This is a genomic window from Neobacillus rhizosphaerae, from assembly GCF_050477885.1.
GTDB classification, from domain to species: Bacteria; Bacillota; Bacilli; order Bacillales; family Cytobacillaceae; genus Neobacillus; species Neobacillus rhizosphaerae_A.
In genome coordinates, this window is record NZ_JBCNAC010000110.1 from 66,939 (window position 1) to 84,001 (window position 17,063).

13 protein-coding genes and 1 pseudogene are annotated in these 17,063 nt (G+C 39.2%); 2 read left to right on the forward strand and 12 right to left on the reverse strand.

From position 1 onward, the window contains the following. Nucleotides 1-159: 159 nt before the first annotated feature. The 5 genes from ABES03_RS15280 to ABES03_RS15300 all read right to left on the reverse strand — a co-directional run bounded on the left by ABES03_RS15280 (nt 160) and on the right by ABES03_RS15300 (nt 5,551). Nucleotides 160-459 (reverse strand): heterocycloanthracin/sonorensin family bacteriocin, encoded by a 300-nt coding sequence (locus ABES03_RS15280; protein ID WP_430118180.1) that lies wholly within the window; start codon nt 457-459, stop codon nt 160-162. Nucleotides 460-787: 328 nt separating this feature from the next. Further along, nucleotides 788-2,155 carry a 23S rRNA (uracil(1939)-C(5))-methyltransferase RlmD gene (gene rlmD, locus ABES03_RS15285; RefSeq protein ID WP_430118235.1) on the reverse strand — a complete coding sequence of 456 codons (1,368 nt, stop codon included), beginning with the start codon at nt 2,153-2,155 and terminating at the stop codon, nt 788-790. 202 nt (nt 2,156-2,357) lie between these two features. Further along, nucleotides 2,358-3,221 (reverse strand): carbohydrate ABC transporter permease, encoded by an 864-nt coding sequence (locus tag ABES03_RS15290; RefSeq protein ID WP_430118182.1) that lies wholly within the window; start codon nt 3,219-3,221, stop codon nt 2,358-2,360. Beyond that, a complete protein-coding gene (locus tag ABES03_RS15295; protein ID WP_430118237.1) occupies nt 3,218-4,108 on the reverse strand; it encodes a carbohydrate ABC transporter permease in 891 nt (296 codons plus the stop codon). Before ABES03_RS15295 ends, ABES03_RS15290 begins: the two co-directional genes overlap by 4 nt. 150 nt (nt 4,109-4,258) lie before the next feature. Next, a complete protein-coding gene (locus tag ABES03_RS15300; protein WP_430118184.1) occupies nt 4,259-5,551 on the reverse strand; it encodes an ABC transporter substrate-binding protein in 1,293 nt (430 codons plus the stop codon). 272 nt (nt 5,552-5,823) lie between these two features. Here ABES03_RS15300 and ABES03_RS15305 point away from each other — a divergent pair, with 272 nt between their 5' ends. Next, entirely contained in the window at nt 5,824-6,564 is a 741-nt protein-coding gene (locus ABES03_RS15305; protein ID WP_430118185.1) for a hypothetical protein, read from the forward strand. A 5-nt stretch (nt 6,565-6,569) separates the two neighbouring features. After that, nucleotides 6,570-7,310 (forward strand): metallophosphoesterase family protein, encoded by a 741-nt coding sequence (locus tag ABES03_RS15310; protein ID WP_430118187.1) that lies wholly within the window; start codon nt 6,570-6,572, stop codon nt 7,308-7,310. Between the two features lie 87 nt (nt 7,311-7,397). On the opposite strand, the gene ABES03_RS15315 is transcribed toward ABES03_RS15310, so the two are convergent. The 7 genes and pseudogenes from ABES03_RS15315 to ABES03_RS15345 all read right to left on the reverse strand — a co-directional run. Continuing rightward, nucleotides 7,398-8,051, reverse strand: coding sequence for a copper homeostasis protein CutC (locus ABES03_RS15315; protein ID WP_430118189.1), 654 nt, complete (start codon nt 8,049-8,051; stop codon nt 7,398-7,400). Between the two features lie 679 nt (nt 8,052-8,730). Next, nucleotides 8,731-11,787, reverse strand: a complete 3,057-nt coding sequence (locus ABES03_RS15320; RefSeq protein ID WP_430118191.1) for an efflux RND transporter permease subunit — start codon at nt 11,785-11,787, stop codon at nt 8,731-8,733. Nucleotides 11,788-12,473: 686 nt separating this feature from the next. Further along, nucleotides 12,474-13,496: an electron transfer flavoprotein subunit alpha/FixB family protein gene (locus ABES03_RS15325; protein WP_430118193.1), complete on the reverse strand. Its 1,023-nt coding sequence runs from the start codon at nt 13,494-13,496 to the stop codon at nt 12,474-12,476. Further along, complete coding sequence (locus ABES03_RS15330; RefSeq protein ID WP_430118195.1) at nt 13,497-14,324, reverse strand: electron transfer flavoprotein subunit beta/FixA family protein; 828 nt, start codon at nt 14,322-14,324, stop codon at nt 13,497-13,499. Between the two features lie 241 nt (nt 14,325-14,565). Further along, nucleotides 14,566-15,402 carry a KPN_02809 family neutral zinc metallopeptidase gene (gene ypfJ, locus ABES03_RS15335; RefSeq protein ID WP_430118197.1) on the reverse strand — a complete coding sequence of 279 codons (837 nt, stop codon included), beginning with the start codon at nt 15,400-15,402 and terminating at the stop codon, nt 14,566-14,568. A 529-nt stretch (nt 15,403-15,931) separates the two neighbouring features. Then, nucleotides 15,932-16,408, reverse strand: coding sequence for a CarD family transcriptional regulator (locus tag ABES03_RS15340; RefSeq protein WP_430118199.1), 477 nt, complete (start codon nt 16,406-16,408; stop codon nt 15,932-15,934). Between the two features lie 296 nt (nt 16,409-16,704). Then, nucleotides 16,705-16,905, reverse strand: a pseudogene (locus tag ABES03_RS15345) (DNA-3-methyladenine glycosylase); the annotation flags it as partial. Nucleotides 16,906-17,063 lie beyond the last annotated feature (158 nt).

Below are 17,063 nucleotides of genomic sequence, written 5' to 3' on the forward strand. Positions count from 1 at the left end.
ACATGCGCTTGAGCTAGAATCAACAATGGCTTTAACACCGCCATAAATTTAAGAAGTGCCCCTGCGGGCAAATTACGCAAGGGCACTTTTGATTTACAGAATAAATTTTTATCTTTAGGAAATGTTATCGGTGCACAACAGCACAAACTGCCAAAGCAATTAAATGAAACCGAAACAGCTAAAACCGATTCCAATGCCGAAACAGCTGAAACCGAAGCAGCCAAAACAGCCAAAACCACCACAACGGAAGCCTCCACAGCCTCCACAACGAAATCCTCCACAACCGCCGCAACGAAATCCTCCACAGCCACCGCAATGTCCGCAGCCACCGCAACGTCTAGCCATCGATTGCAGGTCCTGGCTCTGAAAATCCATAGGAACTAACTGACCAACTTGGTAAGGGTCGATTCCCAACCCTTGTAGCTCATTTTGAAACATTTTGTATTCTTTCCTCCCCATTGTAATTAATGATCTAAATTAACCTTGAATAGAGAGTAAAATGATCAATAGCAGTTATGTGAAACGAAATAATTAGTTAGTTGTGTACTCTCTTCAACAAATTATGTTTTCTTTTAGGTCTCTGTTACTAATCTAAGAGCCTATTTCGTGTTGAAGTATCTTAAACTGTTGCTAAAATAAAACTTATGGTTGATTCCTATATTCAGTCTGCATATTTTTTTGCCTTATATTTAGTTGGTCCATAAATCCCTCTTAGCCTTTAATATTCCGTATAAAAAAGTCTCTCCACTATACAAGCAGAGAGACTTTTTTTTACACAACTTCATCATTATTTCCTTAAAACTAAAAGTGAACAGCACTCAACATGTACCGTATGCGGGAATAGATCCACTGGCTGTACAATCTTTAATTCATATCCGAATGGCTCCAGCTCTTTAATATCTGTAGCAAACGTATCCGGATTACAAGATATATAAACGATTCTTTCTGGTTTGGAACGGCCAATTTTCCTCATTACTTTACCACCTGCACCCGAGCGAGGAGGGTCTATCACTAATAACTCCGGATGACCAAAGCTCTCCAGTACTTCATCTATCCCATTTCTCGCATCTTTGGCTAAGAAGTATGTGTTCGTAAGGCCATTATCGAGAGCATTTCGTTTTGCCGATTCAATCGAACTCTCTACAATTTCAATTCCTGCCAGTTTTTCTACTCTGCTGGCGAAAGGAAGAGAGAAGGTACCTACCCCACAGAATAAATCAATCATCTTTTCCGTTTTCTTTGGTTCACCCATCTCAATTGCCAAATCCACCAATTTTTGAGCTTGTGTTGGATTCGTTTGGAAGAACGTATCAAACCATAGACGGAAACGATAGCCATCCATTTCATCGTATATAAAATCACGTCCAGCTAATACATGACTTTTTTCTGATTGCGTGCGGTCGGCCCAGTCTGTATTTTCAAGCCATAAGAAGCTTTTAACCTGAGGGAACTTTTGTCCGATTCTCTTTGTTAAATCGGCAGAGGCATCCTCTAAATGCTCGACAGGTCCTTCCGTTGCAAATAGCGCCAGCATGATTTCACCTGTAGCAAAAGACTGTCTCACCATTAAATGTCGCAATAAGCCATCATGTAAGTCTTTGTTATATCCTGTTAATTGGTGGTCCCTTACCCATGCTGCTACTTCCATCGCAGCTTCAACCATTTCCTTACCCGCAATCAAACATGATTCGAGTGAAATGATTTTTCGGAAGTTCCCTTGTTCATGCAGCCCAAGTGACCCATCAGGAGCAAACGTAAATTCCATTTTATTTCGATAATGCCAAGGTTCGTCCATACCAATCGTGTCTTGGACGAGGTCCGGATTAAAGCCTTGAGCTTCAATTGCCTGCTTTACATGAAGTGTCTTTTGCTTTAGCTGGCCACTATAATCCCAATGCTGCCATACACACCCACCACATCTTTCAAAATGTGGACACGGCGCTGCTGTTCTTTCTGGATTCGCCTCTAGAATTTCTTCCGGCATAGCTTTTCTTCGTCTTCGATCCGGCTGGTCAACGATGACACGGACCTTTTCTCCAGGAAGAGTTTGAGGGATGGTCAGCTTTAACTTCCGTTGATTTCCCAATTCATTCTCAAGCCACTGAACCGCTTGTCCTGAACCTTTTTCATCTAAATTATCTATTTTAACTAGCATTTCTTTTGCTGTAGTAACAGTCAATTTTTCTTCCTCCCAAATTACCTTTCTTACTCTATTTAAAAATATAGTAAATATCTATTATGACATAAGTTTATCATTTTTTTAATCCTCTTTTACAAATAATAAAACCACCAAAATCTATTTTTTGGCGGTTTTAGTGTTTATTTTATTGTTTTCAAAGAAGGGCATTTACCAAGATTTACTCCTTCATCCCTGCAGATAGATTGGATCCTTTAATAAAGTAGTTCTGGAACAAAAAGAATATAAGAATAATAGGAATCAGAACCATAACTGACATGGCCATCAAATAATTCCATTGGGTTTGCACACTACCTTTAAAAGTTTGAAGGCCCAGCTGCAATGTATAAAGCTTTTCATCGCTAAGATACAACAACGGTGTTAACAGGTCATTCCATGCTCCTGTAAAGGAAAAAATCGCAACTGTGAGTAACGCAGGTTTCACAAGCGGCATAACAATCGACCACCAAATACGAAAATGGCTTGCACCGTCCATAAATGCTGCTTCAATGATTTCATTCGGTACGGTCATCATAAATTGCCGTATCAGAAAAATATTAAAAGCACTTCCTAAAAAAGCCGGTACAATTAACGGTAGATACGTATTGACCCATCCTAATTTTGAAAAAAGTATGTATTGAGGTATCAAGGTTACGAAACCAGGAATGATCATGGTCGAAAGAACAAGAACAAAAAGCGCATCCCTTCCTTTAAAACGAACTTTTGCAAACCCGTAAGCAACAAAAGAGTTGATCAAAACATTCCCTACTGTGCTGGTAACAGCAATTAGTAGGGTGTTCATACTCCATCTTGTAAAATCCCCCGTTTTCCATGCATCAATATAATTGGAAAAACGGAAATGATTCGGAAATAGAGAGGGTGGAAACTGCAAAATCTCCTGCGTTGATTTTAAGGAAGTGGAAATCATCCACAAAAGTGGTGTCAATAACACCAAGCTGCCTACTAGTAGAATGAGGAATACAACCAAATTCTTAATCTTCCATTCCTTCTTATGATGAAATTTTAATTCTCTTGAAGCCCTCATTTTCCATCCCCTCCCTCATAGTAAACCCACTTCTTTCCTACTTTTAAATTAATTACGGTTAACGCCATAATGATTATAAATAGGAACCAAGCCATAGCAGATGCATATCCCATATCAAATGACTTAAACGCATTGTTCCACATGTGAAGATTATAGAAAAGCATAGAATTGGCCGGACCGCCTGTACCATTTTGAGTCATCACATAAGCTTCCTGGAAAATTTGAAAGGATCCAATTGTACTGGTAATCACATCAAAGAAAATAATGGGCGTAATCAATGGAAGGGTGATATGGAAGAACTTTTGAAAACTGTTGGCCCCATCTAATTCAGCTGATTCATACAAGGAGGGTGAAATACCCTGCATTCTGCCAAGATATAATAACATCCCGCCACCGACACTCCACATTTTCATCAAAATTAGTGCCGGTTTTGTCCACGTTGGATCGAATAGCCAGTTAGGACCTTCGATTCCAAACATATGTAAGAATTGGTTAACTAGTCCCGTAGACGGGCTTAATAGTTGCATCCATAAAAAATATACGGCTACACCCGACAAGATAGCAGGAAGATAAAAAATGGTACGAAAAACTTTTATTCCTTTTATTTTTTGATTCATTAAAACCGCAGCAAAAATCGCCCCTGCTGTAGTTAAAGGAACAGAAAAAATAACATAATAGAACGTATTCCACAGGGAAGTCCAAAACATATCATCAAGGGTGAACATCTTCTTGTAATTATCCAAACCGATAAAATTCATCTTTGAGGTAATATTGTAATCTGTAAAGCTGGCAAATAGAGCGAATAACAAGGGCCCTGCTGTTAAACCGACAAACCCAACAAGCCAGGGAAAAATAAATACATATCCCGTAATGTTTCTTTTCCACATTACTCGGGAAGCAGTGGGGAGAATCGCGGCTTTGGAAGCCTTCTGGGTAAATTCAATATTTGATAGTGTTGTATCAATTTGCTTCATTGTTGCTTTAGCACCCCTTTCTTATAAAAGGAAGAGAAGCACGATGGCTTCTCTACTCACCTACTATTTTTTCATTTTTTCTACTTCTTTTTCGGCCTTTTCCAAGGCTTTTGAAGGTGTATTTCCACCTAGAATCGCAGCTTCTACTAACGGATTAATCCGGTTTTGATAATCAGGATAATGAATGGGAACTGGAGACATCGTCGTGTATTTTAACGCGTTAACCGCTTCTTGATAGACGGTTTTGGAGTCACCCGTTAAATCCTTCAGAGCACCTTCTGCACCCTTGACATTTGCGACATTATCATAATTCTTTTCAGCCCAATATTTTTGTGCTTTTGCACCCGTCAAATATTTAATAAATTCCACTGCTTCTTTCGGATGTTTGGCACCTTTGGGAACCTCAGCGACAAACCCGCCGCCATCACTCCAATGCTTACTTTTCTCATCAAAAGAAGGGATGGGTGCTACACCAAAGTTCATCTTTGAACCTGAGTCACGTAATTGGGTGTAGAAAGTAGCTACATCTGTGTACATAGCGACCTTTCCAGCAATGAACGGATTTGCTTGACCATTACTAAATTCAGACTGATAATTTTGAATCGTCTTATCCCCGTAATGTTTTTGCCAATCTGCCAGCATTTGTAGTGCTTTTACTTTATTAGGGGTATTAATTTTTAACTGTCCATTTTCAATGTAGCCATTTCCGTTATCAGCATTTTTCAGCCAACTTGGTGCACCAAAGCCGCCAAACAAAGGATAAAATCCGATTCTTGTAAATTGGCCGTCTTGCTTTATATCCAGCTTCTGGGCATATTCCTCTAGCTCTTTCCAAGTTTGAGGCGGTTTATTAGGGTCTAATCCAGCCTCTTTGAAAGCATCCTTATTATAGAAAAGCAATCTAGTATCCGTGGTAAACGGAACGGCGTACGGCTTCCCTTTATATAAAACGGTATCCCATAAATTCGGGTAGAATTGCTTTTTGAAGGTATCTGCTTTTATGTACTTTGATAAATCTTCTGCTTGATTGTTTTCTGCGCGCTGGGCCACACTATTAATATCATTAATGACAACATCTGCAGGATTTCCTGCTGCGACTGCGGCAAGATTTTTAGTCCAAATATCTCCCCAAGGTATGAATGTATGTTTCACAATAATTCGATCTTGCGATTGATTAAAATCATTGACGATTTTTTCAATGACCGGTCTTCTTGTTTCTGAGCCCCAAAAGGTCCAAAAGTTAACCACTACCTTCCCTTTTGTGTCAGCCGCTTCCGTTTTACTTGAACAGCCTGATAGGATCGTTGATAAAATGAGGATTACTACAAATAAAAAACTACCAATTTTTTTTGTCATTAGACGATGCCTCCTTAGATGTTTTTGTTTTTTTATAAAAAAACAACCCGATTACACTAGGAGGAATACCCAGGTTTTTGTCTAATAAACCTGCTTATTGTCAAAATAGGAAGAAAGTACGAGAAAACTTTGAGGGCTATAATATGACAAGTGGGGCAAGGTGAATTACCTTTACCTGCAAGTTTACCCGTGTTTCTATTATTTAAAAGGTGGCTTGGGTATATTACAATAAGGTCATTTGCCTTATTTTTTAGAACGGGGAGGAAAGTTCAATGGGAATTGTGACAGGAGCAAAATTTCATTTATATAAAGAGAAAATATTTTCTCTACAATTGCCGTTATCCGATCATGACCTGCTAAATTCAACTTTTTTATTAGAAAAGGATGTACAGAAAAAATTAGAAGTCTATTACACTCCTTTTGATTATATAAATGAGCACGCAAAGGTGGTTATAGCAGGCATCACACCTGGACTCCATCAGATGAAAAAAGCTTATACAACTGTTATTGAGAATAGACATTTAAGTGACGAGGAACTACTTCATCAGGTAAAAAAAAGTGCCAGCTTTGAGGGTTCAATGAGAAACAACCTTATTGCCATGCTTGATGAACTTGAATTGCCGAGATATCTAGGCATTTCATCTTCAAGTCAACTTTTTGGTGAAGCCAGTCATCTTGTTTACACTACCTCCATCCTTCCATATGCTGTATTTTACGATCATCAAAATTTTAACGGTTCACGGCCCAATATTTTAAAAACTGACATGCTATTGGCATATATAAAAAATTATTTTATGAAAGATATCTCAAAAATTGAAAATCCATTCATTATTCCTCTAGGTGTGAATGTAAGTAAAGTTCTTACCTTTTATTATAATGAAGAACATATTCTGAAGGGATTCCCTCATCCTTCAGGGAGTAACGGCCATCGGCACAGACAATTCCGTGAGAATAAAGAGGATATGAGAAGACAAATCGAGAATTATTTTACAGACCATTCGTTAGGAGTTTAGGAAATATGGAAAAAATCGCTGTCATTTCTGACATTCATGGAAATATCCCTGCACTAGAATCTGTGCTAAGTGATATAGATTCTAGAAACATTAAGAGAATTATTTGCCTAGGTGATTTAGTAGGCAAAGGCCCACAATCTAGTATGGCAATACAAATAATTCAAAAGCATTGTGAACGTGTGATTAGAGGAAATTGGGATGATTTTTTTCCTAAACCCCAAGAAGCGGACACAATTAAGTGGCATCAAAACCAATTAACAAAACACCAAATGGATTATTTAAAAGACCTCCCCTTTTCCGTCGAGTTTATGATGAGTGGAAAACTAGTCAGAATGTTTCATGCTTCACCAAGAAGTGTGTATGAAAGAATACAGCCATGGGATTCACTCGAACGACGCTTAAGTATGTTCGAAAACACTGCATGCACAGAAAATATAGAGGGAAAAAGGGAGCCGGATGTCGTTTGTTATGGAGATATTCATAATGCTTATCAGCAAAATATAAAAGGTAAAACTTTATGCAATGTCGGCAGCGTTGGTAATCCTCTTGATCTCACTCAAGCCTCCTATGCCATTCTTGAGGGTGAATATAACCAAACTGAAAAAGGTGTGTTTTCGATACAGCTTGTTCGTGTTCCATATGATATAGAATTATCAATCCAATTAGCGAGAGAAGCGGCAATGCCTGAGCTTGCAGAATATATTCAGGAATTAACCACGGCAAAATATCGAGGTTTAAATAAGTAGTGGAGAAATCAATTTTTAAAAGGCATGTATTCGATTAAGTCTCGAACTCATGCCAAAGAGGTGTTCTAATCATACGTGCCCAATTTTTCATGTATAAAACAAATCAAGCTGACCCACTATTTTTGTCCCATGTACTTCACTTATTTTAAGCTTACTAGTGATAAAATTTAGGTTTCTGTCTGTAATTCCTCCACCGGGCATAATGATGATTTTGTCTTTCGCATATTCTACATATTCCTTCAACCGACTTAGATTGTCTTCAATCGAACTAGAACTTGGTCCTCCATGAGTTAAAATTCGATTCACTCCATGCTCAGCAAGCCAATCAATAGCTTCAAGTTGATATTCGGGGTTTATATGATCAAATGCCATATGAAAGGTGACATCAAGCCCTTTCGCAGATTCCAGCAAATGGAGCATGGGCGCTTCATCTATCCAGCCAGAACGATTCAAACAGCCAATTACCACTCCGTCTGTCCCTAACTCTTTGAAATGTAGAAAGTCATTTTGCATAATATCGATTTCTTCTTTAGAATAGATAAAGTTTCCACCTCTGGGCCTAATTAAGGTCATTACTTTCGTATTGTGAAGGTGACAATATGTAATGGTTTTTTCAGCTACCCCGTGACTTACGGTGGTGCCCCCTACAGATAGGTTGTCACAAAGCTCAATACGATTTCCCCCACGCGCAATAGCCATAGGAACCCATGTGAAATTCTCTACACAAACTTCTTTAAGCATACAATTACACCCTTTTTGTTTAAACTTAACCATATTATATTAACTATTATTATATTATTGAAGAAACAAAAAAAATCCCCTCTCTTTTAGGGGATCAAATGTAAATCTATCAGTTTCAAATAACCGCTTATCAATTCACATTAAGGGTTAAAGGGTGAAGTTTTGACATAAATCTATTCGTACTTAAGCATACAAAAGTCCTTAGCCTTAAGTAGCCAGGCACCTTCGCCACAAGCATTATAAACTTCTTCTATTTACCTGTCGCTCACTTTTTCTCTTTCCACGGGCATTAGAATCTTCTTCTATTTACCGGTCGCTCACTTTTTCCCTTACCACGGGCATTAGAATCTTCTTCTATTTACCGGTCGCTCACTTTTTCTCTTTCCACGGGCATTAGAAACTTTTTCTATTTACCAGTCGGGCACTTTTTCTCTGTCCACGGGCATTAGAATCTTCTTCTATTTACCGGTCGCCCACTTTCTCTCTTTCCACGGGCATTAGAAACTTTTTCTATTTACCAGTCACTTACTTTTACCTGACCACGGGCATTAGAATCTTCTTCTATTTACCTGTCGCTCACTTTTTCTCTTTCCACGGGCATTTAAACCTACAAATTCTATTTATTCTTTTCTAAAAAAAGAGAAGTGCTTTTAAACACTTCTCCCCCTACTTTAATTCATCATTTCAAGAGCCCCGTCATCTTGGAAACACCTCTTGCAGCGCTTGTCACTGTAACTTCATTTCTTCTGCTAAATCTCGCCTTAATCGAACTTAAAATATGATACGTTGTAGGTACAATCACCAAGGTTAACAATGTTGAAGTCAACAGTCCCGAAATAACGACAATTGCTAAAGACCTAGAAATCAATCCACCTTCACTGGACAAAGCTAAAGGTAAAAGCGCACCAATTGTCGCTAGCGCGGTCATCAAGATTGGACGAAGACGTGTCTTACCAGCTTCAAGCAAAGCTGCTTTGATTTCCATGCCCTTCTTCTCATTCTGCTTCACCCGTTCCATTAGCACAATTGCATTTGTAACCACAATTCCGATTAACATGAGGAAGCCAACCAATGCTGGCATGCCGAGTGCTTGATTCGTCAGATATAAGCCCAACAATCCACCAGAGAACAAGAATGGCAGAGAAGACAAGATCGACAATGGCATTAACATATTTCCAAATGCGACAAGCATGACAATGAACACCAACACAACAGCTACAGCCATCGCAATCGTCATATTTGTAAATCCTTCATTCATTGCTTGCGCTTGGCCTTCAGAATGATAGGTAATTCCCTTTGGTAAGTCTAACTCTTTCAGACGCTTATCGACCTCTGCTTGCACACCAGAAGTATTATCCGTTGTGATCCTGCCCGAAACCTGCACATATTGCTGCTGATTTAGTCGGTACAATGCGGAAGGACTTGGTTGCTTCGTAAGAGTCGCTACCTCTGATAAAGTGACTGGAACCCCCATTGGATTCATAATCGTTTGGCTCAAAATATCATGAATAGAATGGGCTGGGTCTCCCGCCAATAACAAATTAACACTGGTTGTTTTCCCATCTACTTGCATATCGCCCACATGATCGCCTGAAATCAACTGTCTAACGAAGCCTGCAACCATAATGGGACTTAACCCTTTTTCTGCAGATTTTTGATCATCGATTTTCAATTGAAGCTGTTCCTTCACGCCAGAGAGGTTCGATTCGACATTTTCCAAACCATCAATATCTTTAATTTTATCTACAATCAGTTTACCGGCAGTCTCTAAATCTTTAGCATTCGCTCCCTCGACCATTAACGCTAAACCGCTTGTTCCAACGATCCCCACAGGAGCGAGGGCGACTTTCATTTGATTATCCAATTTCTCTACTTCTGTTCTTACCTTTTTTTCAAAATCATTGGTCTGTTCCTTCGTGATATCATCCTTTAAATCTATGGAAAAACGAATATGTTCCCCATTCACAATTGTTCGCACATTTTTAATTTGTTTTTCTTGAGCTAGCACTTCTTCAACCTTGACAGCGAGTTCGTTCGCTTTTACTAGTGAGGTTCCAGCTGGTAAATCCCCAGTTAACCGGTAAGAAACAGCTTTTTCCTGTGGTAAAAAGTTCTTTGGAATCATGGGAACCAGTGCGAGCGATCCGGCAAACATTACCACTGCAATGACAATCGTGATCGCTCGTTTATTTAAGACCCATGTCAAAGTATGCTTATACGCTTTTTCAAACCAACTTTCTTTCACTTCTTTATGCTTAATCTTCAATAAGAATAATTTTGCCAACAACGGTACAACCGTTAGTGAAACAATCAGTGAAAACGCGAGCGCCACGATAACAGTGATGCCAAACGGTGCAAAGAAGCGGCCAATAATTCCTGGAACAAAGGAAAGTGGACCAAATACGGCAATAGTTGTCAGAGTGGAGGAAGTAATGGCTCCTCCCACCTCTTTGGCTGCCGTTAACACCATTCGCTCATCGCGTCTTGTGCTCGTTAAGGTTCGACGGTATACATTTTCAATGACCACAATCGAGTCGTCAATTACCCGCCCGACAGCAACCGCTATTCCAGCCAGGGTCATCATGTTTAAGCTATAGTCCAAATATTTCATTGTGACCATTGAAGCCAAAATCGATAATGGGATTGATAAGACCGCAACAATCGTTGCTCTTATATTTCGTAAAAATAAGAACGTGACAATCACTGCAAACAAAGTACCAAGCAATACCTCACGCAACATTCCATTAACAGATGTTTTGACTTCTTTTGAGGTATCAAATAGTTTGGTTAATTTATAGCCAGCAGGAAGATCTAACGCATCCAGCTTTTCTTTTGCCTGCCCCACTACTTCAACCGTATTGGAGCCTGCTTGCGCCTTCATTTCGACTAAAACAGCCGGCTTTTCGTTTAAGCGGGTATAAACGGTTTCCTTTTTATTGCTGTAGGAAACGTCGGCGATCTCTGACAAACTGACCTTTTGGATACCACTCGACCCTTGGGCCAAAATTTGAAAATCCTCTACATCCTTTACTGAACCAAGCTTGAAATCAGCTTGAACATTTAATGTTTTATCCTCTACATTCATTTGACCAGCAGGAAATGAAAAATGATGAGCTAAAAATGTTTGTTTGACGGTCTCATATGTAATCCCGTAACTGTTCATCTTTTCCGGATCAAGTTTGATTGCTACTTGCTTTTCTGTCTCACCAGAAACCTCAATTGCACCTGCACCATCGATTCCGCTTAGAGCTGGCTTGATGTGTTCATTAATATACTGAGTTAAATCGGATTGATTGGCTGTTTCTGAAGAAAGAGCAAACTCAAATACTGGTGCAGCAGAAGGACCGTCCTTTAGAATTTGTGGTTTCTCGGCACCCTCCGGCAACTTGATTGAAGCGACTGCTGTGGTCACATCCTTTTCGGCTTCATCCATGTCCTTGCTCATCTCAAACTCAAGAATTCCAACAACTACATTGCTGTGTGCCTCAATATAGAGATTATCCAGTTTCTTGATTCCCGACAAGGTCGTTTCCAATGGCTTCCCTATATCCTCTAACCCTTGTTCCGGGGTAGCTCCTACATATGGAACCTGTACGATGATATACGGAATGTCGACATTCGGCATCGACTCCATCTTCATCGTTTTGACGGAATAGATACCGCCTGCAATCACCATTAACATGGCGATAAAAATAACCCCTGCGTTCTTTAAAGAAAATTTAATCCACGACTGCATAACTTCTTTCCCCTCCGGTATTCGTTTTTTCCATTCGCTTTTCATTTGATCTCTTTTTTCATTATAGGTTTTCCACCAACTTCCAGCCTCGGGCGGTTGTTGTAAAATAATCTAAGACCAGAGACCTAGAAATGTTTTCCAACTAGATTAATCAAACTGCTAAATAACAATTTACAGTCGAATAGCACCAGATGAATAGACGGGAAAGTTGAATGTATAGTTTCATAAAATTATCCATTTTTTCCGAACACACAAAAAAGCCGCCCAGCAGTAGGAGCAGCTCTTAAATAATGGCTCTTTTCTAAGTCATTGTTGCTTTTGGCTACCTTTTTTAAGGTTCGTTCTAATAAATAGACGGAGGAATTCCGCTTATTTGGAATACTGGATGTAAATTAGCTCAAATAGACGGAGATATTCCGCTTATTTGATTTTTAAACGCTAAAATGGGGCACTTTTCTTTGAATAAGCGGAAAAACTCCTCTTATCTATTCCGAAATTAGCTGGATTTTGCAAATAACCGGAAAAACTCCTCTTATTGTTTACTCTTCTAAAGGGGCAATCCAATTTGCCATCTTTTTCGCAGTGTAGCGCAGATTCTAAATGAATAAACCTCCGCTTTTATACCATCTCAACAATGTTTAAGTAAACTGCCTAAAAAATAAAAATCCTCGAATCGAAAACATAACTCATTTCATTACCTTATCCTTAGAAAGAGCTTGTTTAAACTGTTCGATTAATATAGGAACGATCTCAAAGGCATCGCCAACAATTCCATAATGACAGTTTTGAAAAATAGGGGCCTCTTTGTCCTTATTAATGGCAATAATTAAACCGGAATTTTTCATTCCCACAATATGTTGAATGGCACCGGAAATTCCTATCGCAAAATATATTTTTGGCGTTACCGTCACACCGGTTTGCCCTACTTGATGTGCGTGATCAATCCAACCCGCTTCCACCACATCCCTGCTGGCACCAACCGCTCCTCCAAGTGTTTCCGCCAATTGGTGAATTAGCTGAAAACCCTCGTAACTCCCCAATCCTTTTCCACCTGCAACAATAATGTCTGCTTCGTCGATTCTTACTTTCTTTACCGTTTCTTTTACAATTTCCAAGACTTTTGTCCGAATATCATCTTCCTTTAGGGATATTGTTTCTTCAACAATTTTGCCGGTTCTCCCTGGCTCCGGTTCCAGTGCCTTCATGACTTTGGCACGTACTGTCGCCATTTGTGGGCGATATTTTTTACAAAGGATGGTCGCCATAATATTTCCGCCAAACGCTGGTCTGCTCGCCAGTAGTAACCCTGTTTCCTCTTCGACATCCAGCTCAGTCGTATCGGCCGTCAAACCTGTTGGCAGATCAGTCGCTACTGCGCTTGCTAGGTCTTTGCCCGTTGAAGTGGCCCCGTAAAGGATAATTTCTGGTTTATGTTTATCACTGCACTCCAACAACGCCTTCATATAGGTTTCAGTTCGATAATGCTTGAAGATGGGTTGATCGTATACATACACGGTATCTGCTCCATATTCAAATACGGTCTTTGTTAAAGATTTAACATTTTCTCCGATTAGAATGCCTGCCAATTCCACTCCCCGTTTGTCTGCTAACTTTCTACCCGCACCTAACAGTTCAAGAGATACAGAAGCAACCGCCCCATCCTTTTGTTCAATGAATACCCAAACACCTTTGTAATCTTTGAAATCCAATTACATGCCCTCCTTTGTTTCGAACAGTTCTTTCTTTTCAAGCAGGACAGAGAGCAATTGCTCTACTTGTGAGGTCGGGTTGCCTTCGAGGAACGTTCCCCCTGCCGGTTTTTGCGGAGCCCAAACTTTAGATACAATCGTTGGGGACCCCTTCAATCCAAGCTGCTTGATATCTACACCTTCCAGGTCATCCACAGACCAGATATGAGGTTTATATCTGGCAGCTTTTATCATGTTAGGAAACGGAGAGTACGGCACGTCATTAATTGTTTTTTCAACAGAAAACAAACACGGCAAGGCGGACCGGACGACCTCATATCCATCCTCCAACTTACGATGAACAATGGCATATCCCTCTTCTTGATTAATTTCTACGACTTTATTAACAGAAGTCAGCGGTGGAATATCAAGCCTTCTTGCGATTCCGGGTCCGACTTGACCGGTATCGCCATCGATGGACATTTTTCCGCAAATGATTAAATCTACGGGCTTTTGTTTTGCTATTTTTTCAATCGCCTTTGTAACGGCATAGCTCGTTGCCAATGTATCAGCACCCGCAAACCGGCGGTCGGTGATTAAATAACCCTCATCGGCACCGATTTCAATACACTTCTTAATCGCGGTAACAGCTGGAGGCGGGCCCATCGTGACAACAGATACGATCCCCCCATATCTTTGCTTTAAACGGACAGCCTCTTCAACAGCATGAGCATCATACGGATTCAATATCGCAGGCGCAGTCCTACGGTCCATCGTATTTGTTTTTGGATTCATCTTAATAATTTTGGTGTCAGGCACTTGCTTGATACAGGCTACAATATGCAGCATTAAACCCCTCCCTTTTAATAAAGCAATTAATCCTCTACTTTCCGCAATATGAAACTTGCAGGATGTTTTTCGCTAAAAAGCCTTTTTATGCCCGTTTACTTTTACTTTATTAAAAGAGATGTCCTGACATTCGAGTTTTCTGACAAATAAATATGTAATGTTGCCGATGAAAAGCCAGACACATGTAAAAAAGAAGCTGCCAATAGTTTTGGCAACTTCTTAAAATACGGTTTATTCACCATTAGAGATTTGCCTGTTTAAAGGTATCTCCACCCTCAATGGTGCCATTTTCAAATCCTTTCTTAAACCATCGCTTTCTTTGTTCAGACGTTCCATGTGTAAAGCTTTCAGGAACCACATAGCCCTGTGCTTTTTTCTGAATATTATCATCACCGACTGCGTTTGCTGCATTCAGTGCCTCATCAAGGTCTCCTTTTTCAAGGTAGCCCTTTCCTTTGGCGTCGTGTGCCCAAACGCCCGCCAAGTAATCTGCCTGCAATTCAAACCGGACGGAGTATTCATTGGAACGTTTTTGGCTTGCAGAAGCGTTGTCTCCCATATTCAAGAGAGTCTGGACGTGGTGGCCAACCTCATGTGCAATAACGTACGCCATCGCAAAGTCACCAGGGGCCTGGAATCTTTGTTTCAGTTCCTGATAAAAACTTAGGTCAATGTAAAGCTTATGGTCACCTGGACAATAAAACGGTCCAACAGCAGAACTAGCAGTTCCACAGGCCGACTGAACACTGTCCCTGTACAAAACGAGCTTTGGATTTTCATATGTTAGACCTTGTTCCTTGAATTTTTCTGCCCATACATCCTCTGTATCAGCAAGGACTACAGAAACAAAGTTCGCCAGTTCCTTCTCTTGAGTTGATTCCTGATAAGGAGCACTTGTATCTGAACCAAGATTAGATGTGCTGTTGTTGATTAAATCTCCTGGATTACCGCCGAGTAGCGTAAAGAGGAGAACAATTATGATACTACCGATTCCGCCTCCAATTACCGTCTTTCCCCCCATGCCCATACCTCTACGATCCTCAACGTTTGAGCTTTGCCGTCTTCCTTTCCATTGCATTTTTTTACCTCCCTAAAAATTACTGATAATCAACCAGTTATCTATTTCCATAATGTTATACCCATGTAAAAGGGAAATAAAAATATGTATTTATTGGAAGTTGTTTCTTGACCTATTTGTTTCACACTTTCTATTAGTTTTCAAATTAATAGGCATAAAAAATCCACCTTTTCAAAAAGAAAAAGTGGATAATATTAATTTTTTATCAATAAATCTTCAATTTTTTGAAGAACAGGTGAAACCGAACATATATTGTATACCTAAAACAATGAAAGCCCTACCTCTCTTTCATCCTTACGGCTCCTTGTCCGTGCCAGTGTGGATCAGGAATGCAAAAATCAAGTGACTATTTTATTGAGTTATTTGATGAAACTTCAAACGTTCGTATAAGAATTTTAAATAATAAAATGGATTAGATTGTAGAAATGACATAAGAGGTTAATGCTCTAAAAGTGAGTTGAAGAAGCTGAATGTCTTTGAAATGATTTACTTTTAATTATTTTGGAAGATGTAATACATTATCTATTCCTTAATAGAAACTTTTTATTTGATTTTCAGTGATCCCTTTAATTAATCGCAGTTCACTCATCAAAAATCCATGTGCGTTATCCAACATTATTTTTTCGCTTGAATTAAGTGCTTTTTCTTTCTTCATACGCATTAAATCACGTACAACTTCAGCACCTTCTTGTATTTTACCCGTTTTTACTTTGTCGGTGTTCACTTTATACCTTTGTTTCCACGGCAGTAAATTATCTGATTCTCCATGCTGAAAAATGTGTATGATGTGTTTTAATGCAATTATGTCAGTAACTGGACGTATACTTGAACTCAATATTTTACCCGTAGGAATCAAAACTTGCATATTACTGATTAACATTTTTATGACATAATACTGTTGTTTTACCCCTGAGATTTCCTTTTCTTCTATGGCTTTAATTATACCTGCTCCGTGCATTGGATAAACAATGTTATCGCCAATATGAAACAAATAATCCACCTCCAAATATTGTAACTTTCTTAAGGTTAACACATATATTATTTTTTATCAAATTTTCATAATATCATAAATTTATTTTCAACGTCAACTACTTTTTCTTTTAAAATTAGAAAAAGTATAAACAAGTGTGATACTTTAATATTTCAACTCTCCAGCCTACATATATCGTAAATGATAGCATCAACTAAACGGGAAATATTAAGACCCGTTCACATAAAGAAGTTAAAAGGAAAACACACTGACTTTTCGATCAGTGTGTTTTATCTTATTCTATGAAGAGTTATTTTCCCACTCAAGCTATTTCAGGAAAATACATATTCAGACTTTTGATGCCTAGAAACATATTTATTATTAGTGACCCAGAATCGCCATGGATAGTCCAGGGCTTCACCCGAATTGTCAATTCCAATCCTCTTTCCGGCCGAAATGCTTTCTGGACTGTAGCCTTTAGCGAGTTATAAAGGGGGAATCGTTAGTGGGTGTCTATAGTCCTCCATTGTAATAGCTTGAAGAATATATTCAGGAATTAACCACGTCAAAGTATAGAGGGTTAAATAAGTAGTGGAGAAATCAATTTTTAAAAGTCATGAATTCGGTTCAATCCCGACTCATGCCATAGAGACCAATATCTTTAATTTTTTCTACGATGAGTTTGCCTGCG